Annotated in this window: 15 protein-coding genes; 2 read left to right on the forward strand and 13 right to left on the reverse strand. The window is 74.6% G+C overall.

Features of this window, described 5'->3' with window-relative positions:
- Positions 1–225 precede the first annotated feature (225 nt).
- The 5 genes from ACIGAN_RS04590 to ACIGAN_RS04610 form a co-directional block, all read right to left on the reverse strand.
- Positions 226–2514, reverse strand: a complete 2289-nt coding sequence (locus ACIGAN_RS04590) for a S9 family peptidase (RefSeq protein WP_399854814.1) — start codon at positions 2512–2514, stop codon at positions 226–228.
- Complete coding sequence (locus tag ACIGAN_RS04595) at positions 2511–4295, reverse strand: N-acetylglutaminylglutamine amidotransferase (protein ID WP_399854816.1); 1785 nt, start codon at positions 4293–4295, stop codon at positions 2511–2513. The genes ACIGAN_RS04590 and ACIGAN_RS04595 overlap by 4 nt, the downstream gene beginning before the upstream one ends.
- Positions 4296–4556: 261 nt before the next feature.
- Positions 4557–5741 carry a carboxylate-amine ligase gene (locus tag ACIGAN_RS04600; RefSeq protein ID WP_399855335.1) on the reverse strand — a complete coding sequence of 395 codons (1185 nt, stop codon included), beginning with the start codon at positions 5739–5741 and terminating at the stop codon, positions 4557–4559.
- Positions 5742–6025: 284 nt separating this feature from the next.
- Entirely contained in the window at positions 6026–6886 is an 861-nt protein-coding gene (locus ACIGAN_RS04605) for a class I SAM-dependent methyltransferase (RefSeq protein WP_399854818.1), read from the reverse strand.
- Positions 6887–7012: 126 nt separating this feature from the next.
- Complete coding sequence (locus ACIGAN_RS04610; protein ID WP_399854819.1) at positions 7013–7606, reverse strand: helix-turn-helix domain-containing protein; 594 nt, start codon at positions 7604–7606, stop codon at positions 7013–7015.
- A gap of 105 nt (positions 7607–7711) precedes the next feature.
- Here ACIGAN_RS04610 and ACIGAN_RS04615 point away from each other — a divergent pair, with 105 nt between their 5' ends.
- Both ACIGAN_RS04615 and ACIGAN_RS04620 read left to right on the forward strand, forming a co-directional pair.
- On the forward strand, positions 7712–9265 hold the full coding sequence (locus ACIGAN_RS04615; protein WP_399854821.1) for an MFS transporter: 1554 nt from the start codon (positions 7712–7714) through the stop codon (positions 9263–9265).
- Between the two features lie 365 nt (positions 9266–9630).
- A complete protein-coding gene (locus ACIGAN_RS04620) occupies positions 9631–13077 on the forward strand; it encodes a CARDB domain-containing protein (protein ID WP_399854823.1) in 3447 nt (1148 codons plus the stop codon).
- Between the two features lie 289 nt (positions 13078–13366).
- Here the strand turns inward: ACIGAN_RS04620 and ACIGAN_RS04625 are convergent, their stop codons facing one another.
- The 8 genes from ACIGAN_RS04625 to amiA all read right to left on the reverse strand — a co-directional run bounded on the left by ACIGAN_RS04625 (position 13367) and on the right by amiA (position 22734).
- Positions 13367–13753 (reverse strand): gas vesicle structural protein GvpA, encoded by a 387-nt coding sequence (locus ACIGAN_RS04625; protein WP_365099142.1) that lies wholly within the window; start codon positions 13751–13753, stop codon positions 13367–13369.
- 162 nt (positions 13754–13915) lie between these two features.
- Positions 13916–15670 (reverse strand): ABC transporter ATP-binding protein, encoded by a 1755-nt coding sequence (locus tag ACIGAN_RS04630; RefSeq protein WP_399854824.1) that lies wholly within the window; start codon positions 15668–15670, stop codon positions 13916–13918.
- Positions 15667–17406: an ABC transporter ATP-binding protein/permease gene (locus tag ACIGAN_RS04635; RefSeq protein WP_399854826.1), complete on the reverse strand. Its 1740-nt coding sequence runs from the start codon at positions 17404–17406 to the stop codon at positions 15667–15669. The genes ACIGAN_RS04630 and ACIGAN_RS04635 overlap by 4 nt, the downstream gene beginning before the upstream one ends.
- Positions 17403–18560 (reverse strand): SagB/ThcOx family dehydrogenase, encoded by a 1158-nt coding sequence (locus ACIGAN_RS04640; RefSeq protein ID WP_399854828.1) that lies wholly within the window; start codon positions 18558–18560, stop codon positions 17403–17405. Before ACIGAN_RS04640 ends, ACIGAN_RS04635 begins: the two co-directional genes overlap by 4 nt.
- An 11-nt stretch (positions 18561–18571) precedes the next feature.
- Positions 18572–19951, reverse strand: a complete 1380-nt coding sequence (locus ACIGAN_RS04645; RefSeq protein WP_399854829.1) for a YcaO-like family protein — start codon at positions 19949–19951, stop codon at positions 18572–18574.
- On the reverse strand, positions 19948–21426 hold the full coding sequence (locus ACIGAN_RS04650) for a CocE/NonD family hydrolase (RefSeq protein WP_399854831.1): 1479 nt from the start codon (positions 21424–21426) through the stop codon (positions 19948–19950). Before ACIGAN_RS04650 ends, ACIGAN_RS04645 begins: the two co-directional genes overlap by 4 nt.
- 248 nt (positions 21427–21674) lie before the next feature.
- On the reverse strand, positions 21675–22529 hold the full coding sequence (locus ACIGAN_RS04655; protein WP_399854833.1) for a hypothetical protein: 855 nt from the start codon (positions 22527–22529) through the stop codon (positions 21675–21677).
- A 91-nt stretch (positions 22530–22620) separates the two neighbouring features.
- Positions 22621–22734 (reverse strand): streptamidine family RiPP, encoded by a 114-nt coding sequence (amiA, locus tag ACIGAN_RS04660; protein ID WP_240797855.1) that lies wholly within the window; start codon positions 22732–22734, stop codon positions 22621–22623.
- Positions 22735–22769 lie beyond the last annotated feature (35 nt).

A 22769-nucleotide genomic window follows, 5' to 3' on the forward strand; every position in this document is an offset into this window, starting at 1 on the left:
GGCGCCCGGCACACACGGGTGCGCCGACCGGGACACAGGGAGGGACGGGCAACTGGCGGGAGGGAGCGCGAGGATCCGTCCACCGGCAGCAAGCTAGCCGCTGCGGCGCGCGCATCCGGCGGGGAGGCCGGATGCTTACCTCGAAGCAGTGACAAACCGTTGAAGGCGGTTTAACGCCCCGTCGGCCGGTAAGTGCCCGACCGCGCCTCGTGGTACGGGGGCCGGTCACCCCAGGAGGTGGCGTTCCATCCAGTCCGCGGCGGCCCGGCGGAACAGGCGCCGGTTGTCCGCGCGCTGGAAGTCGTGGCCCTCGTCGCGCAGGATCAACAGCTCGGCGTGGATGCCCCGTTCCCGCGCCGCCCGTACGAACTGCCGGGACTCCCCCGGCGGCACGTTGGTGTCGTGTTCGCCGTGGACGGCCAGCACGGGGACGCGCAGCGCTTCGATGCGGCTCATCGGCGACAGGGCGCGCAGCAGTTCGCGGTCGCGCTCGGGGTGACCGTACTTGTGCGCCGCCGACTCGGCGATCCAGGGCTCCGTACCGGCGAAGAAGGTCAGCAGGTCCGACATGCCGCACACGGCGATGCCGGTGCGGAAGAGGTCCGGGTGCCACACCAGGGAGGCGAACGTGAGATAGCCGCCGTAGGACGGGCCCATGACCGCCAGCCGCGTCGGATCGGCGGGGCCCGCGGTGACCGCGTGCGCCGCGCAGTCCGCGACGTCGGCGAACGCGGCGAAGCGGCCCGCGCCCAGGTCCGCGTCGACGAACGACCGGCCGTGGCCCAGGGATCCGCGGACGTCGGGGGCGAAGACGTCCAGGCCGCGCCCGAGCAGCTCGTGGTAGAGCGGGTGGAACACCGGGCGTTCCTGTTCCTCCGGACCGCCGTGCAGGTGGATGACGCACGGTGCCGGTTCGTCGGGGGCGCGTCCCGGGGCCCGGTAGTACCAGCCGCTCAGGGGCAGCCCGTCGCGGGCGGTCAGGCGCAGGGGCACGGGGCGTACCGGCGGGCGGCCCGGCGGGACGGCGTCCTCGTCCCGGGCGGACCAGGGTGTGCGCAGCGTGGACACGCCCTCGTGGGCCCACCAGACACCCGGGCGGCGCTGGGATCCGGACAGCGCGAGCAGCAGTCGCCCGGCTCCGGCGGCGGTCACGCGGGTGACGACCTCGTGGGGCAGGGGAAGGGGGCGTGCCGGGCCGGTGCCGTCGGGGGCGTGCCCGGTCGGGAAGGTCTCGACGAGTTCCAGCTCGCTGACGCCCTGCGCGTTCCAGGCCAGCGCGGCGGTGCGGCCGTCCTGGGCGAACGCGAGGAGTTCCAGGTCGCTCGTGTCGCGTTCGGCCGCGACGGAGGTGTGGTGCGGCCGTCCGTCGTCGTCCAGGGCGACGGCGAGGAGTGCCGCGTGCTCCCGGTCGGCGTCGCTGCGCAGCCACAGCGTCCGACCGTCCCGTGAGAACCGGCCGATCCACGGGTCGCCGTCGGCGACCGGCAGGGCGAAGGTGGCCGCGGAGTCGGCGGTGCGGCGGAGCACCGCCTCGCGCCGTCCGCGCGGCCCGCGGCGCAGCAGGACGAAGCGGCCGTCACGGCTGAGGTCGCACGCGCGCAGGGAGGCGGCGTGTGTCTCCCTGGTGAGCAGCACGGGAGACGCGAGGCCGTCGGGATCGATCAGGTAGACCGAGAGGCCGCCGCCGGGCCGGGCCGCCTGAGCCGCGGTGCCGTCCGGCGTCCCGTCCGGCCCGGTGCCCGGCGCAGCGCCGGGCGTGGGGTCGTGGGCGGCCGGGCCGAGGAGTGTCGCGTGTCCGTCCCGGTCGGCCCAGTCGGGGCGCGGGCGGGTCCCGGGGTACAGGCCGTCCGCCGGGCCGTGGTCGGGCGCGGGCTGCTGGGAGAGGCCCGGCGGCACGGTGGCGGGGTCCGCGACGGTGACGGCGACGGCCGAGCCGTCGTGCGCCCAGCACCCCAGGTAGGCGGAGCTGGCCGGGTCGGCGCCGGCCAGGATGCGGCGGCCGGTGCCGTCGGGCCGCACGCACAGCACCCGGGTGTGTTCGCCCCCGCCGGGCGCGGTGGTGTAGGCGATCCAGCGGCCGTCCGGCGACCAGGACACCTCTTTGACGGGGTCCGGTGAGGAGTCGAGCAGGCGCACCTCGTCGCTGCCGACGGGTGCGGCCCACAGCTGGGGGACGCCGCCCCGGTCGCAGATGAAGGCCGCGTGGGTGCCGTCGGCGTCGGCGGAGGGGTACCAGCAGCCGTGCGCGCGCAGCCTGGTCACGGCGTCCGCGGGGCCGACCGCCTCCGGCAGCGCGACGGAGGCGGGCGCTGCGGCGGGCTCGGTCGGCGCGGCGGCCGGGGGTGCTGCCGCGGGCTCGGGCGGCGCGGCGTTCGGGGCCGTGGGCCGGGAGATGCCCGGCCGGTCCTGTGCCCGGCCCTGCCGGAGCGGCGCGGGGGCCGGGCCGGATGTCCCGGGGGCGGGCAGGACCGGCTGCGGTCCGTCCCCCGCCCGCACGCCCGGGTCAGCGGTCATTTGATTCCGTGGGTCTGCAGCCATATCTCCAGCAAAGCTATCTGCCACAGGGCGTTCGCGCCCCGCCTGGTGCGGTGCTCGTCGGGCGCCCCGAGCAGCTTGGCGACGTACGGCTCCTGGAACAGTCCGCGCTGCTTGGCCTCCGGTGCCTCGAGTGCCTCGCGCACCCGCTGCAGGACGGGGCCGGCCATGTGCCGGATGGCCGGTACCGGGAAGTAGCCCTTGGGGCGGTCGACGACGTCACGGGGCAGGAGCTTGCGGCCCGCCTCCTTCAGTACGCCCTTGCCGCCGTCGGCCAGTTTCAGTTCCGGCGGGCAGGCCGCCGCCAGCTCGACCAGTTCGTGGTCGAGGAAGGGCACGCGGGCTTCCAGGCCCCAGGCCATGGTCATGTTGTCGACCCGCTTGACCGGGTCGTCGACGAGCATGACGTGGGTGTCGAGGCGCAGGGCGGCGTCCAGCGCGGTCTGCGCCCCCGGTACGGCCATGTGCCTGCGGACGAAGTCGCCCGAGACGTCGGTGCCGGGCAGCAGCTCCGGCCGCAGGATCTCGGCGAGGTCGGCGTGCGACCGGTCGAAGTAGGTCTCGGCGTAGCGCTCCGGTTCGCCCTCGCGGGAGACGTCGGCCAGTTGCGGGTACCAGTGGTAGCCGGCGAAGACCTCGTCGGCGCCCTGTCCGCTCTGCACGACCTTGACCTCCTTGGACACCTGCTCGGACAGCAGGTAGAAGGCGACCGTGTCGTGGCTGATCATCGGTTCGCTCATCGCCGCGACCGCCCCGTCGAGCGCCGTGGAGACCCGCTCGGAGGGGATCATCATCCGGCGGTGGTCGGTGCCGAACTCCCGGGCGACGAGGTCGGAGTACGAGAACTCGTCCCCCTTCTCGCCGCCCTCCGTCTCGAACCCGACGCTGAACGTCATCAGGTCGCGCTGGCCCTCGTCGGCCAGCAGGGCGACGATCAGGCTGGAGTCGAGCCCGCCGGAGAGCAGCACGCCGACGGGGACGTCGGCGACCATGCGGCGGCGCACGGCCGTGCGCAGGGCGTCCAGCACCGCGTCCCGCCATTCGTCCGGGCTCATGCCGTCGTACTCCGCCCGGCGCGTGTAGGACGGCTGCCAGTAGCAGTGGTCCTGGTGGCTGCCGTCCGGTTCGACGACCCGCACCGTGGCCGGGGGGAGCTTGCGCACGCCGTTGAGGACGGTGCGCGGCGCGGCGACCGTGGCGTGCCAGCTCAGGTACTGGTGCAGGGCGACGGGATCGAGGGAGGTGTCGACGTCCCCGGCGGCCAGGAGGGCGGGCAGCGTGGAGGCGAACCGGAGCCGGTCCGGTGTCTGCGCCAGGTACAGCGGCTTGATGCCGAGGCGGTCCCGGGCCAGGATCACCCGGCCGGTGCGGTGCTCCACGATCGCGAAGGCGAACATGCCGCGCAGGTGCTCGACGCAGGAGGTGCCCCACTGCAGGTAGGCGTTGAGCACCACCTCGGTGTCCGAGGTCGACTCGAAGCGGTGCCCGAGGCGGCGCAACTCCTCCCGCAGCTCGGGATAGTTGTACACACAGCCGTTGAAGACGCCGGTGACCTCGCCCCGGGCGTCCGTCATCGGCTGACCTCCCCGGTCCGACAGGTCGATGATCTTCAGTCTCCGGTGTCCCAGCGCCACCGCGCCCCGCGTCCAGGTGCCGTGCCCGTCGGGTCCGCGCGCGGCGAGCCGGTCGGTCATGCGTCCGACGGCCGCCAGGTCGGGCCGCCGGCCGTCGAAGCGGATCTCCCCACTCAGACCGCACATGACGTCCCGCCCCCCTTCCGGCTGCCGGCGGAAACCAGCGGTGTCCGCCCTCCTGTCGGTATCGGGGCGGTGCTGCACAACATGATCAGAACCTTTCTGCACGGGGTCGGGACACACGTGCTGCCCACGGGGCAGGACACGGGGGCGGCGCGATCCGAGAGGGCCGCGGCGCCGGTGACGGCGGGACGGCGGACGCCTGCGGGCGGGGCCGCCGCGCGCGGGGACGGTGGGTCCGGTGGCTCTCATGACACGTACGGCTCGTCAGGGGCCGATGGTCTCCGGCGTGGCGGAGTCGGCGCCGGAGCGCGGGCCGTGCGCGGCGCCGGCCGGGGCGAGCCGGCGGGCGGGCGGCGCGGAACGGCGGTGTGCGCGTTCGCCGCGGGTCTCGGCGATGAGCAGGTCGACGCAGCCGAGGAGGTCTTCCTCCTGGGCGGTACGGCGGATGCGCCGGGCGGCGCTGCCGTCCGCCAGGGCCGCCTCGGCCAGGTCCCGGACGGTGTGCCAGTCGCCGTGCGCCTCCAGCGCGGGGCGCAGCCGGACCAGCAGCTTGCGCAGGACCTGGCGCGCGGGCGCCTCACGGTGTGTTCCGGGGTCCACCAGCATGCCTTCGAGTCCGGACCGGGCGGCGCGCCAGCTCGCGCCCCGCAGCCACTCGTGCTTGCCGTCGCATACGGGGCCGCGCCTGCGCAGCCGTTCGAGGGCCTCGGTGACCAGGGCGCGGAAGAGTCCGGCGATGAGGACGACGGTCTCGGCACGCGGGCAGGCGTCACATATGCGCAGTTCCAGCGTCTGCAGGCGGGCGGAGGGACGGACGTCGTAATAGATCATGCCCGGGTCGCTGATGACGCCGGCCCGTATGAAGTCCTCCACCGCCGCGTCGTACTCGGCGGCGTCGGCGAAGCAGGCGGCCGGGCCCGCGGTGGGCCAGCGCTGCCAGACCATGGAACGCCAGCTCGCGTACCCCGTGTCGGCGCCCTGCCAGAAGGGCGAACTCGCGGAGACGGCCAGCAGGACCGGCAGCCAGGGCGAGACCTCGCACATGACGTGTACGGCGGTGTCGCGGTCGGGCACGTCCACGTGGACCTGGGCGCCGCAGATGAGCTGTTCGTCGGCGACCTTGCGGTACTCCTCGGCCATGTGGTGATAGCGGGCGTCGGCCGTGGGGTGCGCCGCGGCGGCGGGCGCCAGCGGGGCCGTCCCGGCGGCCACCACGGCGAGGCCCTGCGAGGACGCGGCGCCGTCCAGCTGACGTCTCAGCCGGGAGAGGTCCGAGTACAGATCGTGCAAGGACGTGTGCACGGCGCTGTTGGTCTCCACCGTGCACTGGTGCAGTTCCGTCGTGAAGGTCTCGCGGGGAAGCCGGCGCAGGATCGCGTCGGCGCGCGGCACGAGCAGGCCGCTCTCCACCTCCAGGACGTGGAACTCCTCCTCCACCCCGATACGCATGCTCACAGTCACTCCTAGGATTCCGGGCGCTGCCCTCAGGGGGGTACGTGACCCGGCCCTGGACGATGGGCGGCTGTGATCCTCTGGGTTCCCCGCTCGCTCGCGGATAAGCCCGGAACTGCGCAGATGGCACACCGGCCCCACAGATGAGCACGGCGCAGCCGCCCCCAGATCATCACCCGGGTACCCAGCGCTCCGCCGTCCATGAGCCGCATGCCGTCGACGGCGGAGGACGCGCCGGAGGGGCGCGGACCTGTCACTGCCCCTCGCCCGGAGCCGGCCCCTCAGGTGCGGCGGGCCGCCCAGATCGTGCGTTGTGTGCGCAGGGTCAGGTCGTCGCGGTGCAGGACACTGTGCGGGCTGTCGGTGTCGAGCAGCCGGTCGAGCGCGGCGAGGTCCTCTCGGGCCAGGGTCCCGGCGACGGCGCCGCGCATGCGCTGGAGGCCGCCGAGGGCGTAGCGGCCGACGGCCGTGTCGCGGGAGCCCTCGACGCTCACGGTGAGAGTGCGGTGGTCCTCGACCGTGAACCCGGCGTCGGCGAGCAGCGGGGCCCAGTCGGCGCCCCGGTGGGGCAGGTGCGCCGCCTGCATGCGATCGGTCACGGCGTGGAGGCGCTCCTCCAGGCCGGGCCGGTCCTCGGGGGCGCCGGGCGGCAGGAAGCGCGGGAAGCCGGACAGCTCCACCACGGCGAACAGGCCGCCCGGCACGAGCAGGTCGTGGACGCCGCGCAGGACGCGGTCGGGGCGGGACATGTGGTGCATCGAGGCCGACGCCCACACGAGGTCGGGTGAGCCGAGATCGGGCCATCCGACGGCGTCGAGGTCGGCCTGCACGGTGCGCACCCGCTGCTCCACGCCGCGGGCGCAGGCCTTCGTGCGCAGGCGGCGGAGGTGCTCGGACGAGCTGTCGACGGCGGTGACGTGCGCGTCGGGGAAGCGGTCGAGGAGGGCGAAGGTGCCCGCTCCGGTGCCGCACCCCAGGTCCACGATCCGGCGGGGAGCGTTCTCGAGTGGGAGCCATGCGGTGAGGGAGGCCGTGTGGTCGGCGAGGATCTCGGCATCGAGGTCGAGGAGGTCCGCCTGGCCGCCGGTCGTGTCCTGGTGGTGTCCGGGCGAGGCGTGGTGGTGCGGGTGGGCGTGAGTCATGTCCTCACCGTAGGGCGGGTATGCGTGTGGAGCACGACCTCTCCCGATCTACGCAAGGGGATGGTTCCGGTCGTTGCGCGGCGCGCAAAGTGCCGCGCCGGGCGGCGCCGTCCTGCGCGCGCCTCGTCAGGCGGGACGCCGTTTCGTCCCGTCGTCCGCGTCCTCGTCCCGGTGGCCGCGGCGGGCGTCGCGGTCGAAGATGCCGAGGATCTCGCAGGGCGCGCCGGCGGCGCCGATGGCGTGCGGCATCATCGTCGGGAACTCGGCCGCCTGGTGGGTCTCGATGCGGAAGCGGCGGTGGCCGAGCATCAGGATCGCCGTGCCGGACAGGACGACGAGCCATTCGCGCCCGGGGTGGGCACGCATGCGCGCCGGGTTCTCCGGCGGCGGTTCGACCAGGCGCTGGCGCACCACGCTCAGGCCCGGGTCGCCCTTCACGGGCCAGCGCATGCGCCCGTGGGCGGCGTCGACGGCGGGGCTGATGACGACGTCGTCGGCGGCGGTCTCGACAAGCTGGTCGAGTGAGGTGTCCAGGGCGCGGGCGAGCGTGACGAGCTGGTCCAGGGCGAGGCGGCGCTGCCCGTTCTCGATACGGCTGAGCGAGGACTGGCTGAGGTTCGCGCGGCCGGCCAGTTCCTCCAGCGACCAGCCCTGCGCCACCCGCAGCGCGCGGATGCGTTTGCGTACGAGGCCGTCCAGATCCTCGGTTTCTTGCGTCATGGGCAAGAGTCTATGCCGTGTCCGCAACACGGGCTTAGCGTCGTGCGGGTCCCGGGGCGCAGCGCCTCGACGTCCGGCCCCACCTGCTTCGACCGAGAGGACACGATGACCACGTACCACCGCTCCGACCCGGCGGCGTCCGCCCACCCGCGGGACGACGGCACACCGGACGCGCGTCGGCTGCGCGCGATCCTGACCGCCGTCTCGCTCGCCCTCATGGCCGTCATCGCTTCGGTGTCCGGACTGAACGTCGCGCAGACCCACATGGCCGTCGAGTTCGGCGCCTCGCAGGGCACGATCCTGTGGATCATCAACAGCTACACGCTCGCCCTGGCCGCACTCCTGCTGCCGCTGGGCGCGATCGGCGACCGGCTGGGCCGCAAACCCGTGCTGGTCGCCGGACTCGGCGTCTTCGGCTCCGCGAACGTCGTCGCCGGACTGGCCCCGACGGCGGAGATCATGCTCGCCGCACGCGTGGCCGGCGGCGTCGGCGCGGCCCTGATCATGCCGATCACGCTGGCCGTCATCACCTCCACCTTCCCCGAGGACCGGCGCGGCAAGGCCATCGGCGTGTGGACCGGTGTCGCCGGGGGCGGAGGCATCCTGGGCATGGTCCTCTCCGCCCTCCTCGTCGATGTCGCCGACTGGCGCCTGCTGTTCGCCCTGCCGGTGGTGCTGGTGATCGCGGCCCTGGCCATGACACTGAGGTCGGTCCCCGACTCCCGTCAGGAGCCGTCCCACCGCTTCGACACGCTCGGCGCGCTGCTGTCGACGGTCGCCGTGGCCGGCCTCGTCTTCGTCCTGCAGGAGGGGCCCGGACGCGGCTGGACCGCCCCCGCCACGGTGGCCGGCCTGGCCGTGGGCCTGTCCGCCTCCGCCGGGTTCGTCGCCTGGCAGCTGCACCGGCGCGACGGCGCCCTGCTGGATGTGCGGCTGTTCCGCGAGCGCGGCCTGGCCGGAGGATCGGTCACCCTGCTCGTGGTCTTCGGGGTGCAGGCGGGTGTCGCCGTGGTCCTCTTCCCCTTCTTCCAGGCCGTCCTGGGCTGGTCCGGCCTGCTGTCCACGGTCGCCCTGATGCCCATGGCCGTCATGATGATGGCGGCCTCCGGCCTCGCGCCCGTGCTCGCCCCCCGGATCGGCACGCGCCCGACGATGGCCACGGGCGTCGCCCTGGCCGCCCTCGGCCTGGCCCTCATGGCCCTGTTCGTCTCCGTCGACGGCGGATACCCGTCCCTGCTGCCCGGCCTGCTCGCCATCGGTCTCGGCATGGGTCTGTCGATGACCCCGAGCACCGAGGCCATCACCGCCTCCCTGCCCCGTCACGAGCAGGGCGTCGCCTCCGCACTCAACGACGTCACCCGGGAGTTGGGCACCGCACTCGGGGTGGCCCTGCTCGGCGCGCTGGTGTCGGCCGGGTACCGCCGCACCATCGACGACCGGCTGGGCGGCGTCCCGCCGGAAGCGGCCGCCACCGCACGCGACGGCATCGCCAACGCCGTCGAGGTGGCCCCGGGCACCGGAACGCACGCCCCGAACCTGCTGCACGCCGCCCGGCAGGCCTTCGTCGACGGCTGGCAGCAGTCGATGTGGGCCGGTGTCGCCCTCATGGGCGCGCTCTTCGTGTACGTCGTCCTGCGCGGCCCGAGGAGTGCCGAGTGATGTGCGTCGATCGGTCATCGACTTGCGGATGAGGAACGCCGACTCACCCTGATCGCGCCCTCGTTCGGACACTCCCCTTGTTCCACCGATGCGTTCACGCTGGCAGGCGCGGTCGCCCGGGCCCGCCCGTCAGGACGTAAAACTCCGCAAGCCATGCAAGCGGCTTGCGTGCGAACTACCGCTTGTTCCGGGGCCGTTGACAAAGCAGAGGCCCGCTAGAAATCTGTTGGCGAGGTTTCCGCAAAAAGTCGACCGATCAGCTGAAATCGCGAACAAGCCCTGCGCGATACGCAGCGGGCCCCGTCTTCCCCCGCACCAGCTCCCCGGCCTGTCGCGCTCCCGCACCCCACGGAACTGAGGACCTCATGAGATGGAGACCCCTCGGCCGCCGGTCAGTGACCGGTGCCGTCATAGCCGCGCTCATGACCACCGGGCTGATACCCCTGGCCTTCTCGTCACCCGCCCAGGCCGCCGATCCCGCCGACCCCGGGCGGACGGCGGCCGCCGCCGACGCCAACCTCGCACTGGGACGTCCGGCCACGGCGGGCGGCTCGAACGGCGGTTACACCGCCGTGAACGTCACCGACGGCGTCCAGGCCTCCTACTGGGAAGGGCCGGCCGGCTCGTTCCCGCAGTGGGTCCAGGTGGATCTCGGAGCGACCCGCACGGTCGACCGGGTGGTGCTCAAACTGCCCGCCGCCTGGGAGAGCCGCAGGCAGACGCTGTCGGTGCAGGGCAGCACCGACGGCACCGGCTTCCGCACGCTCTCGGCCTCCGCGGACCGGACGTTCGACCCCGCCCGGGCCAACACCGTCCAGATCGACCTCGCCTCCCCCGCCGAGACGCGCCACGTCCGGGTCCACATCACCGGCAACACCGGCTGGAACGCCGCCCAGCTCGCCGAGCTGGAGGTGCACGGCGACGACGGCGGCACCACCCCGCCGCCCGCCGGCACCAACCTGGCCCGCAACAAGCCGGTCGAGGCCACCTCGTCGGTCCACACCTTCGTCGCCGCCAACGCCACCGACGACTCCACGTCCACCTACTGGGAGGCGGCCGGCCACCCCGCCGACCTCACCGTCAAGCTCGGCACCGACGCGGACATCGAGGCGGTGGTGGTCAGACTCAACCCGGACCCGGTCTGGGGTCCGCGGACCCAGGGCATCCAGGTGCTGGGGCGCGAGCACTCCGCGAGCGGCTTCACCTCGCTGAAGGACCGGGCCGACTACGCCTTCAGCCCGTCCCGTGACAGCAACTCGGTGACCATCCCGGTGAGCGGCCGCGCCTCCGACGTACGGTTGCGCTTCTTCTCCAACACCGGTGCTCCCGGCGGCCAGGTCGCCGAGTTCCAGGTCGTCGGAACCGCCGCGCCCGCACCGGATCTGACCGTCACCGGCCTGGACTGGACGCCCTCCGCCCCGTCCGAGCGGGACACGGTGACCGTGCGCGCCACCGTGCGCAACGCGGGCACGGCCCGCTCGGCCGCCACCATCGTCGAGGCCAGCCTGGAGGGCGCCGTCGCCGGCAGCGGGAACGTCCCCGCGCTCGACCCGGGCGCGTCCACCACCATGGCCGTCGCGGCGGGCACCCGCGCGGCCGGCGACTACTCCGTCTCCGCCGCCGTCGACCCGCGCGGCACGGTCGCCGAACTCGACGACAGCAACAACAGCCGCACCGCCGCGACCCGGCTGGTGGTCGGCCGGGCGCCGGGCCCCGACCTCGAAGTCACCGGCATCACCAGCAACCCGGCCGATCCGGCCGCCGGTTCGCCCGTGACCTTCACCGTGGCCGTGCACAACCGCGGCACGAGCGCCGCGGCGGCCGGTTCCGTCACGCGGCTCCAGGCCGGCTCGACCACCCTCGACGGCACCACCGGGCAGGTGGCGGCCGGCGCGACCGTCGACGTGAGGGTCGACGGGACGTGGAAGGCGACCAGCGGCGGGGTCACGCTCGCCGCGACCGCCGACGCGACCGGAGTCGTCGCCGAGACCAACGAGAACAACAACGTGCTGACCAAGTCACTGGTGGTCGGCCGGGGCGCCGCCGTGCCGTACACCGAGCTGGAGGCCGAGGACGGCCGCTACCAGGGCACGCTGCTCACCGCCGACGCCAAACGGACCTTCGGGCACACCAACTTCGCCACCGAGTCCTCCGGCCGCGAGTCCGTCCGGCTCGACGCGACCGGACAGTTCGTCGAGTTCACCTCGACCGCGCCCGCCAACTCCCTCGTGGTGCGCAACTCGGTCCCGGACGCGGCACGCGGCGGCGGCCAGGACGCCACCATCAGCCTGTACGCCGACGGCACCTTCGTGCGGAAGCTCACGCTGTCGTCGAAGCACAGCTGGCTGTACGGGAGAACCGACGACCCGGAAGGGCTCACCAACACCCCCGGCGGCGACGCCCGGCGGCTCTTCGACGAGTCGCACGCCCTGCTGACGCGGACCTACCCGGCCGGCACCACGTTCCGCCTGCAGCGGGACGCCGGCGACACCGCCGCGTTCCACATCATCGACCTGGTGGACCTGGAGCAGGTCGCGCCCCCGGCCGACAAACCCTCGAACTGCACGTCGATCACCGAGTACGGGGCCGTCCCGAACGACGGACTCGACGACACCGACGCCCTCCAGCGGGCGGTCACCGCCGACCAGAACGGCCAGATCTCCTGCGTGTGGATCCCCGCCGGACAGTGGCGCCAGGAACAGAAGATCCTCACCGACGACCCGCTGAACCGCGGCCAGTACAACCAGGTCGGTATCCGGGACGTGACCATCCGGGGCGCCGGCATGTGGCACTCCCAGCTGTACACGCTCACCCCGCCGCACCAGGCCGGCGGGATCAACCACCCCCACGAGGGCAACTTCGGCTTCGACATCGACCACAACACCCAGATCTCCGACATCGCGATCTTCGGCTCGGGCACCATCCGCGGCGGCGACGGCAACGCCGAGGGAGGAGTGGGCCTCAACGGCCGCTTCGGCAAGGGCACGAAGATCACCAACGTGTGGATCGAGCACGCCAACGTCGGCGTGTGGGCCGGCCGCGACTACTCCAACATCCCCGAGCTGTGGGGCCCCGGCGACGGCCTCGAGTTCTCCGGCGTCCGCATCCGCAACACCTACGCCGACGGCATCAACTTCGCCAACGGCACCCGCAACTCCACCGTGTACAACTCGTCCTTCCGCAACACCGGGGACGACGCCCTCGCCGTCTGGTCGAGCAAGTACGTCAAGGACACCTCGGTGGACATCGGCCACGACAACCACTTCCGCAACAACACGGTCCATCTGCCGTGGCGGGCCAACGGCATCGCGGTGTACGGCGGCTACGGCAACACCATCGAGAACAACGTCGTCGCCGACACGATGAACTACCCCGGCATCATGCTCGCCACCGACCACGACCCGCTGCCGTTCTCCGGGCAGACCCTCATCTCCGGCAACGCCCTGCACCGCACGGGCGGCGCGTTCTGGAACGAGGCCCAGGAGTTCGGTGCCATCACCCTCTTCGCACAGGGGCAGGACATCCCCGGCGTCACCATCCGTGACACCGAGATCCTCGACTCGACGTACGACGGCATCCAGTTCAAGACGGGTGGCGGCGCGATGCCGGGTGTGAAGATCACCGATGTCCGGATCGACGGCTCCAACAACGGCTCCGGCATCCTCGCGATGAGCGGGGCCCGGGGCAGCGCCACCCTGACGAACGTGACGATCACCGATTCGGCGGAAGGGAGCGTACTGATCGAGCCGGGATCGCAGTTCACCATCACCGGCACACCCGACGGGGCGTCCGCGGCCCGTACGAAGCGCTGAGCCCCAGGCCTCCGGCCCCCCTCGACCGGGGCCGGAGGCCTGTTCGTTTGGATCAGGTCGCAGGAATGTGACGGTGCTGTTCAGCTCCCCGACGTGATCCACACGACAGGCCCTGGGTCGTGTCCGTAAAGTCCCGTCGTCCGCCCGGAGGGCGGGCCCTGCGGCGTCTGGTGCGTGCTCTCGGCGCGCCGGGCGGAGTCCCGCGTACTGGACGTACTTCGGGCTTCGCTCGGTGCGGCGAGAGTGCGTGCCAGGCGTCGCGGGGCAGGCGGGACTTTACGGACACGGCCTAGGTGCGGCGCCGTGTGCCCTGTCGTTCCCGGCCCTCGTCACGGGCCTGCTGGAAGGCCTCGGCGATCGTCTCCGCCGCGCCGGACAGCGCGCCCTTGGTCTTGCCCCGGGCACCGGACTCGGTGACCTTGCCCGCGAGTTCCGTCAGCCCGGCCGGCTTGCGCGGCCCGGCCTCCAGGTCGAGGCGGTTGCACGCCTCGGCGAAGCGCAGGTAGGTGTCCACGCTGGCCACCACGATCCGTATGTCGATCTTGAGGATCTCGATACCGACGAGGGAGACGCGCACGAACGCGTCGATCACCAGCCCGCGGTCGAGGATGAGTTCAAGAACGTCGTAGAGGCCGCTGGAACCGCCCCCGCCACCCTGCTGCGTCGCGACGGTCATCGCGTTCACCCTTCGTCGCCTGCGTCGTCTCTCCGCATGAACCTGTCGGCGCTGCCCCACCGGGAGGCAGGCCTGGCATGCGGATGACCGCTATTCGCCGCATCAAACGCACGTACGACTCTCCGGAGGGACGCGGCGGTCCGCAGCCACCCTGTCCGGGGTTCAGGAGGGCCTGGCCAGGACGCGGTTGAGGGCACTGGCGGGGTCGCTCGTGAGGGTCTCCCAGTCTCCCTCTTCGGTGATGCGGCCCTCGTCGAGGACGGCGATGCGGTCGGCACGGCGGATCGTGGCCGGCCGGTGGGCGATGACGATCGTCGTACGGCCCTCCTCCCGCAGCGCGGCGGACAGTTCGGCGTCACCGGTGTTGTCCAGGTGGGCGGTGGACTCGTCGAGGACGAGGACCCGCGGGCGGACCAGCAGCGCGCGGGCGAGCGCGATCCGGGCCCGCTGCCCTCCCGACAGGGTGGCACCGCGCTCCCCGACCAGCGTGTCCATGGCGGCGATCCGGTCCACACCGCACCGGCGCGCCACCGCGGCGAGCTCGTCGTCGTCCGCCTCGGGGGCGGCGAGCCGCAGGTTCTCGGCGAGGGTGCCGTGGAAGAGGGGCGTGTCCTGTCCGACGAGGACGACGGCCCGGCGCAGTTCGGGGTCGCTCACGTCACGGACGTCCACGGCCTCGCCGTCGCCGGACACCAGCTCGACCGTTCCCCGGGAGGGGTCCCAGAACCTGGCCAGCAGGTGGGCGCAGGTCGACTTGCCGGCGCCCGAGGCACCGACCAGGGCGAGGGTCCGCCCCGGCGGGACGGCCAGGTCGACCCCGTCCAGCACGGGCCGTCCGCCGTAGTCGAACCGCACCCCCCGCAGCCGGACGCCCAGCGGGCCCGGCGGCAGGGGGCGGGGCGCGGAGGGCGGCGGGGCGAGGGCGGGGGCCCGCACGGCCGCGCCGACGCGGGCGGCCGCGGCGCGCAGTGTCACGGCCTGGCTCAGGGCACGGGCGGACTCCGCGACCGGGCCGAGGACGGACAGGGCCAGGGTCATCGCCGCCGGGGCCCATGCCCCGTGCAGCCGTCCGGACGTCACGGACTGCGCCGCCGCGGCGACCACGCCCAGGACGGCGGCCACGATGAGGAGGTCGCGGACCGCGGCGGCCACCGCCTCCCACGTGGCCTCGGCGCGCTGCGCGTCGCCCACCTGCCGCCCCCGCTCCGCCAGCACGCGGCGGCGTTCCGCGAGCCGGCCGAAGGCGAGCAGTTCGCGCAGTCCGTCGACGGTCTCCACCGTGTCCGCCGACAGCCGCGCCGTGGCCGTACGGGTGCGGCCGCCGTGTGCCGCGCGGGTGCGGGCGTCGGCGAAGGGTGCCGCGGCGAGCAGGGCCGCGACGGGCAGTACGGCCGCCAGCAGCCACGGTTCGGCCACGGCGAGGACCAGCGAGCCGCCGGCGAGGACGGTTCCCGAGGCCAGGAGCTGGGCGGTGGTGTGGGCGTAGAAGAACTCCAGTGCCTCCACGTCGGCCATGGCGGTGGCGGCGAGGTCGCCGCTGCGCCGGCCCGCCACCCGGGCGGGCGCGCTGCGGGCGAGCCCGTCGAAGACGCGCACCCGCAGCACGGCCAGGACACGGTAGGCCAGGTCGTGCGAGAGGTCCATCTCCCGCCAGGTCGTCAGGGCGCGGACGAGGACCAGGGCGACGAGCGCCGTGACGGCGGTGGCCGAGGGGGCCCGCCCTTCGATGACCGCGGTGCCCACGGTGTGCGCGGCCAGGGTCAGCAGCGCGACGAGCGAGCCCTGTTCGAGGAGGGCGGCGACGCAGGTGCGGGCCGTCATGGCGCGGTGGGCCGCGAGAGCGGGCAGGAGGGCGCGCAGGGCGCCTCGCGCGGGTACGCCGGCGGTGGCGGTCGTGGTGGCTGCGGTGGTGCTCATGCGGCGAGTTCTCCTCGGTGGGCGCGGCCGGCGTGGACGAGCCGCGTGTACACGCCCCCGGCCTCGGCCAGGTCGGCGTGCGTGCCGACGGCGTCCACCCGTCCCTCGTCGAGCACGACGATGCGGTCGGCGTGCCGGACGGCGGCCAGCCGGTGGGCGACCACCAGGACGGTCCGGCCGCGCGCGGCGTTCGTCAGTTCCCGGACGATGTCCGCTTCGCGGCGCTCGTCGACGGCGCTGGTGGCCTCGTCGAGGACCAGCACCGGCGCGTTGGCCAGCAGGGCCCGCGCGAGGGCGAGACGCTGCCGCTGGCCGCCCGAGAGGGTGGCGCCGCGTTCTCCGAGGACGGTGGCGTAACCGTCGGGGAGGGCCGCTATCTCGTCGTGGATGCCGGCGACGCGGGCCGCCCGGATCAGGTCCTCGTCACCGGCGCCGGGCCGGGCCAGGCGCAGGTTGTCGGCGATGGTGGCGTGGAACAGGTAGGTCTCCTGCGAGACGACGGCGATGCCCTGCCGCAGCGAGTCGAGTGCGTACGCGGTGGTGGGGCGCCCGTCGAGCGTGATGCGGCCCCGCTGCGGGTCGTGGTGGCGCAGCAGCAGGGCCAGCAGCGTGGACTTGCCCGCGCCGGAGGGGCCGACGATCGCCGTCGTCCGTCCCGCCTGCGCGGTGAAGGAGACACCGTCGAGGACGGGCGCCGGTGTGCCGTCGTAGGCGAAGCGGACGTCGTCGAAACGCACTTCGGGCGGGGTGGTCCAGCGGGCGGGGGTCCTGCCGGTGTCCGGGACGGCCGGCTCCGCGGTGCGCAGGGCGGCGAGTCCGTCCGCGGCCGACACGCCCAGGTAGCCGGCGTGCCATTCGCGGGCCAGGTCGCGGACCGGACGGAAGCACTCGGAGGCCACCAGCAGCACCAGGTAGGTGCCGGTCGCCGTGGTGGATCCGGTGACGGACGACCAGCACGCCAGGAGCGCGGCGGCGACGGTGCCGCCCTGGATGGCCAGGTCGGTGATGGCGGTGTCGACCAGGGACACCCGCAGTTTGGCGACGGTCGCCCGGTGCAGCGCGGCGGACCGCTCCTCCAGGCGGGCCCGGGTGCGCGCGACCGCGCCGGCGGCACGGAGGGCGGGCATGCCCTGGAGCGCTTCCAGGTAGTCGGCGCCGAGCCCTTCGTAGGTGTCCCAGTGCTCCTTGCCGCGGGCGGCCAGCAGCCGGTCCCAGGCGCGCGGCCCGGCGAGGGCCAGCACCAGGGCGGGGACCAGGCCGAGGAGGGCCCACGGTTCGACCAGGGTCAGGGCGGCCAGCACCACCGGCGGCACCGTGAGGGTGATCAGGAGCTGCGGCAGGTAGCGGGAGACGTAGGCGTCGACGCCCTCCACGCCGTCGACGAGCGTGGTGCGGACGGCTCCGGCCCGGGCGCTGGTGATCCGGGCGGGGCCCAACCTGCCCAGGTGGGCGAGGAGTTCGTCACGCAGGGCCACTCTGACCGCGGCCCCGGCACGGGTGGCGGTGCGCCGCTGCCCCAGGGAGAGTCCCGCGCGGGCGGCGACGACGGTGAGCGCCGCGGCCAGCAGCCACGGGAGCCGGCCGGTGTTCCCGCGGGCCAGGTCGGCGAGCGCGAGGGCCAGCAGTGCGGCCTGGGCGAGGTGGGTCAGGGTGACGGCGCCCTGCAGGAGGGTGGCCGCGAGCAGGGGGCGCCGGGCGCGTCCGGCGGCGCGGCGCAGCTCGGGGTGGACGATCACGTGGGGTTCTCCTCGTCGGCGTGAGGGGTGCCGAGGGCCAGGCCGTGGACGACGAAGTCCCGGTCCGGGGCGGCTCCCAGGGCGGCGCCGAGGTCCGCCTGCTGCCAGGAGCCGACGGGCCGGGCCGCCAGCCCGTGGCGCAGGGCGGTGACCTGGGCCAGGTGGACGGCGAAGCCGGCCCGCAGGTGGGCGCGGCGTATGTGCGGGGCGTCGGCGTCCGCGGGGCAGCCGTGGGCGAGCAGGACGGCGCCGGCGTCCGCGAGCCACGCCTGGCCCGCCGCCCAGACGGCGAGCGTCGGACGGGCCTCGCCGGTCGCGAGCCGCCTCAGGGCGGTGCCGTCGGCGGACAGGGCCAGCAGGGCGGGTTGCGGCGGGCCCACCGCGACGCACCAGCGCAGGTCGCCGGAGCCCGCCCGTGCGGCGGCGGTGAGGACCGCCCGCAGGGCGTCCGGGGGCGGGGTGCCCGGCAGCGGCGGTGGGGCGCTGCGGCGCGCCAGCAGGTCGGCGGGGGTGGGTGCAGCCACCTCCGGCGGCGGGTTCGCGGCGCGGGTGGCAGCGTCCGGGTGCGCCGGGCCCCGCCCGCCGGGCGGCGGGACGCGCACGGTGGCCAGAGGGCTCCCGGTGCCACCGTCCAGCCGGGCCTCGGGCTCGTCCGTGCCCAGCGCGCGGGCCGCGAGGAACAGGGCGGCGGCGGCGTGCCCGGTGTCCAGCAGCAGCAGCGGCCACGCCCGGTGGCCGTAGTGGGAGGCGGTGCGCCGCGCGGTGACGAAGAGTTCGGCCGTCACACCCGGCGGCGTGTCCCGGGGCTGCGGGCCGAGGCGGTGGACGCGGTGGCGCACCGGGTCGTAGCCGTAGCGGCCCGGTGGCAGGGAGCAGCCCGCGCCGACGACCAGCCGGGTGTCCACCGGGTGCAGCGCACCGGCGGAGGGTACGGGCCTGAGGCGTCCGCTGTCGTCCGCGGCGGCCAGCGAGAGACGCAGCAGGGTCCCCAGGTCGAGGCCGGCCGGGCCCGCCTGCGGAAGGGGGCACGGCGGCCCGGGCCAGCTCCGGACCGCTCTCCCGGCGGGTGTGTCGGGGCCGGGCGGCTCCGGGGAGCGGGCGCGGGCGAGGGCGGCGACGAGGTCCACCGGACGGTCCTCGCGGAGGTCTTCCACGGCTGAGGTCCTCACATGTGCGGCGGGGGCGCCAGCGTGAAGTCCTCCGGCGCGCTCGGCGGGCTGGTGCGCCACCCTCGGGCGACGGCGGCCCCGGCCAGGCGCGGGCAGCCGAAGTAGCCGAAGGCGGCCGGGGCGTTGGGCAGCAGTCCGGAGACGAGGACCCGCGCGACGCGCAGGGGGGTCTCGGCCACGTCCTCGGTGGTGAGGTCGAAGGTCATGACACGGTGGCCGCCGGTTTGGAGCGCGGCGTCCAGCCGCTGCCGGCTGCCGGGCTCGACCTGGTCGACGGACACGGTCCCGAGCGCGGGCTCGGTGAACCGCCCGGCCTCGGCGGCCATCCTGGCGTCCAGCCACACCTGCACGTGCGCGCCCAGGTCCCGTACGTGCTCGAACTGCTCGCCGCACGCGTCGAGATAGCGGCCGTCGGCCCGGTGGTCGAGGTACAGCCCGCGGGCGAGCAGCCCGGCCTGAACGGCCTGGAACACCCAGCCGTCGGGATCGGTCAGGCCCTGGGTGAAGACCCAGGTGTGGACGGCTTCCAGGACGGCCTTGCGGGCGGCTTCGGCCGGGTCGTACTTGCAGGCGAAGCCGGCCGCGTACAGGCCGAGGCGCGGGTCGTGCACCAAGGCGGCCATGCAGGGGGCGAACTCCGAGTGCATCTCGACGATGTGGACGTCGAAGGCGGAGCCGGCGAGGTCCTCGGCGAGGCCGGGCACGCTCGCGGGGTCGATGCCGCGGGCGGGGCCGTCCAGGTGCCACCACAGTTCCAGGGCGTCGCGTTCGACGATCTCCAGCAGGCCGCGTTCGACGGCGTCGTCGAAGCCCTGCCCGGTGGCGATCCCGGCGTAGTTGAGGTGGTGGGTGCGGGGCAGCTCGCGCAGTTCGCCCTGGCGCCAGTTGAGGTGGGTGAGCGCGACGGGGGCCCAGACCTCCGTCGTCCCCCCGCCGGGCAGCAGTTCGCTGCCGCGTGTCCACAGGGCCGGGGTGTCGGGGGTGAACCGGCGGTAGGGGAACTTCTCCCGGGCGTACTGCCAGTCGGCGTAGGCGGGCAGGTCTCCCGGGCCGTAGAGCCGCAGGCCCTTGTCGGCCAGTTCGGCGGCGGTGGCGCGCAGCGGAGCGTCGGGGTGGCCGGGCGGTGGCACGCGGTTGCCGCAGTAGCGTTCCACCCCTTCGGCTATGGCGGCGATGCGGGCCCCTGCCGGGTCGCCGAAGGTGGTGCCGAGGGAGACCCGGTCGGCGGGCCACAGGCCGTGTCTGCGGGCGTCGGCTATCTCAGCCGTGAGAGCGGTGTAGCGGGGCGGGGCTCCTGCGGGGTGGGCGACGGGCTCTACCGTGCGGACGATGCCGCAGACGGGGTCGACGAGTGCTTCCAGCGGCAGCGTCGTCATCTCAGGATCTCCTCCGCGGGGTCGACAGGGGTGGGGCGGGACGGGAGCACAGGCAGGATCAGCTCCACACGGTCCGGATCGATCTCGCGCCGGGAGGCGTGCAGCCGGGTGGCCGTCATCGGGTCCTGCCCGGTGTGCGGGTTGCGGGCGTGGGCCGGGAAGTGGTGTCCGCTGATCTCCAGGCGCAGCCGGGTGCCGGCCGGCAGCCGGCGCGCGATGCGGCCGAGGCCGATGGTGAACGCGGCCTCGCGCCCGGCCGGTTCGGCACGCCGCACGATCCCGGCGGCGACTCGCTCGGCGGTCCCTTCCGGTGGGAGGGCGACCAGCCGGGCGGCCCAGTCGGCGGACGGGGTGTCGGCGGTCGCCCGCAGGTGGACGCGCACGGGGCCGACGGCATCGAGGGGGCGCGGCAGCGGCGGGGTGACCAGCAGGCAGCGGTCGGGCGGGCCGTCGGCGGGCACGGTCAACGAGTCGGAGCGAACGGGCCGTTCGGGGTCGGCGGTGAAGACGGTCCCGCGCAGCGGCCGCGGTCGCCGCGTGCTCGGCTCGCCGTCCGTGCCGGCGGGCAGCCACAGGTCGGCCCCGCCCAGCCCTTGGGCGCCGTGGCGGCCGGGGGCGAGTTCGCCGGTCAGGGCGCGGCGGGCCCACCGCACGTACAGCTCGCCGAGGTTGATCCGGTGGGCCGGGCCGGCGTCGGGTCCGGGTGTGCTGCCGAGGCCGTGGTACCAGGGGCCCAGCAGCATCCGCGCCGAGGGTCCCGCCCAGGCGCGCCACAGGGCGACGGTCTCCTCGGCGAAGTGGTCGTGGTGGCCGCCCACCGCGAGCAGGGGTACGGCGGCGTGCGCCGCGCGCGCGATCAGGCGGCCGCGGTCGCGGTGGTGCCACAGGCCCGCCCAGGAAGGCAGGGGGCGGCCCAGCCGTTCGGGCAGGCCGGTGAGCGGCAGGTGGGCCAGGAGACCGGGATCCTGCGCGAGGGCCCTTTCCAGCGCCTGCTCGTCCGAGTCGGGCCGGTCACCGTGGGCGGCCCACCAGCCGGCGCGGGACAGCAGCCGCTCCACGCCGGACGGCTCACGGGCCGTCTCCGCCGGGCCGAGGGCGGGCACGGCCGCGAGGACGGCGTCGGGCCGGGCGTCCTCAGGCGCATCCAGGGCGAGGACGAGGGCGCAGTGGGCCGCGTACGAGGCACCGGCGGCCACCAGGCGGCCGTCGCTCCACGGCTGCCGCCGGATCCAGCGCGCGGCCGCCGCGCCGTCGGTGTCCTCGTGCGCGTAGGGATGCCACTCCCCCGGCGACGCGAACCGGCCGCGCACGTCCTGGACGACGGCGGCGAAGCCGCGCCGCGCCCAGCCGAGGGCCTCGGCCCGGTGCCGGGTGCGGTCGTAGGGGGTGCGGATCAGTACGGCCGGGAAGGGACCGTCGCCGGCCGGGAGGACGACGTCGGCGGCGAGCCCTCCGACGACCGCACGGAAGTCCACCACCGGCCCGCCGGGCCCGCCGGCCGCGCCGAGAACTCCGGTGGGATCTGTCTCACCGACAGCCGCGCCCGAGGCGTCCGTGCGCCCCTTCTCGCCAACGGCCGCGCGAAGGCGACCGGTTCGCCCGCCCTCACCGAGGGCCCGCCTTCGCCCGCCCTCACCGACAGCCGTGCCCGAGGCAGCCGTGCGCCCTTCCTCACCGGCGGCTCTCGTCCGCCTGTCCTCGGTGTCGGCCGCGCCGGCGGTTGTCATCCGTCAGTCCTCGGCATGGGTGCGACCTCCGGCACCGGCAGGACGGGGTGCTCGGTGACGGTCAGGGTGCGCAGGTCGACGCGGCGGAGCCGGCGCCGGGCCGGGAGGCCGGCCGGGTCGGGGGCGCCGGTGGCCCAGCGGCCGAGTTCGTCCGCGAGCAGCGCCGCGAGCAGCGTGGCGGCGGGCGGGGTGAGCCGGACCGGCGCGCCGGCGGTGCGCGGTCCGCTCCAATACGCGGCCAGTTCGCGGTGGGCGGGGGTGGCGGCCAGCCGGCGGGAGCGGACGTGCGCCGCGGTGACGTCGCCGGGGGCTGCGGCCACCGGTTCGACGTACGCCTGCCACCCCTCGCGGTGGCAGCGCAGCCACGCGACGCCGTGGGAGGGCAGGCTGTCGGCGGCGTCCCACAGCCCGTCGGGCACGGGCCCGTCGAGGCACCACACGACGGCGGCAGGGTCTCCGTCGAGCAGGTCCGCGACGGAGACCGGTGATGCGTCCGAGGCGGGGGCGGTCCCGGTCGTGCGGGGCCGGGCGCCCAGGGCGGTCAGTTGCGCGGCGAGCGGTTCGGTGAGGACCGGGTCGCCGAGGAGCCGGATGTCCCGGCGCGCGGCGGGCCACTGCGCGTCCGGGCGGTCCGGCGCGACGTAGCCGGCCTCCTCGAACGCCCGCAGCACACGGTCGAGTTCCTCACCGAGCGGGCCCGTGGTCGCGCCCGTGAGCCGGGAGAGCAGGACGTTCTCGTCGGCGCCTGTCGTCCGGACGCCGAGGAACTCCCCCTCCGGGGTCCGGACGGCGAGCCCTCGCCCGGGTACGGCGACGACCTCGGCGCCGGGGACGAGTCGGCTGCGGGACACGGTGATCCTCCTGACGGGAAGCTCGGGGATGGGCGTGGGCCCGCCCGGAAGGCACCGGGCGGGCCCACGGTCGAGGGGGACGGGCCCTCGCTTACTCCTCGTTGTCGTCGAAGGGGTTCTCGACGAGCGCGTTGGAGTGGGAGGCCGAGGCGTGGGCCAGCTGCCCCTGGTCGGCGATCGGCGTGAAGATCTGCTCGTTGTCCATGAACTCTCCTTGTTCGTACGGGAGTTACGGCGTTC

Origin of the sequence: Streptomyces sp. NPDC085931 (assembly GCF_044540565.1) — a bacterium.
Classification (GTDB): domain Bacteria; phylum Actinomycetota; class Actinomycetes; order Streptomycetales; family Streptomycetaceae; genus Streptomyces.

Excerpts from the sequence above, each read along its gene's own strand:
- ACIGAN_RS04595 (WP_399854816.1), bottom strand. The coding sequence starts at position 4,295 with ATGTGCGGTCTGAGTGGGGAGATCCGCTTCGACGGCCGGCGGCCCGAC.
- ACIGAN_RS04605 (WP_399854818.1), bottom strand. The coding sequence starts at position 6,886 with ATGACTCACGCCCACCCGCACCACCACGCCTCGCCCGGACACCACCAG.
- ACIGAN_RS04645 (WP_399854829.1), bottom strand. The coding sequence starts at position 19,951 with ATGACGACGCTGCCGCTGGAAGCACTCGTCGACCCCGTCTGCGGCATC.
- ACIGAN_RS04620 (WP_399854823.1), top strand. The coding sequence starts at position 9,631 with ATGAGATGGAGACCCCTCGGCCGCCGGTCAGTGACCGGTGCCGTCATA.
- ACIGAN_RS04625 (WP_365099142.1), bottom strand. The coding sequence starts at position 13,753 with ATGACCGTCGCGACGCAGCAGGGTGGCGGGGGCGGTTCCAGCGGCCTC.
- ACIGAN_RS04630 (WP_399854824.1), bottom strand. The coding sequence starts at position 15,670 with ATGAGCACCACCGCAGCCACCACGACCGCCACCGCCGGCGTACCCGCG.
- amiA (WP_240797855.1), bottom strand. The coding sequence starts at position 22,734 with ATGGACAACGAGCAGATCTTCACGCCGATCGCCGACCAGGGGCAGCTG.
- ACIGAN_RS04590 (WP_399854814.1), bottom strand. The coding sequence starts at position 2,514 with ATGACCGCTGACCCGGGCGTGCGGGCGGGGGACGGACCGCAGCCGGTC.
- ACIGAN_RS04610 (WP_399854819.1), bottom strand. The coding sequence starts at position 7,606 with ATGACGCAAGAAACCGAGGATCTGGACGGCCTCGTACGCAAACGCATC.
- ACIGAN_RS04615 (WP_399854821.1), top strand. The coding sequence starts at position 7,712 with ATGACCACGTACCACCGCTCCGACCCGGCGGCGTCCGCCCACCCGCGG.
- ACIGAN_RS04600 (WP_399855335.1), bottom strand. The coding sequence starts at position 5,741 with ATGCGTATCGGGGTGGAGGAGGAGTTCCACGTCCTGGAGGTGGAGAGC.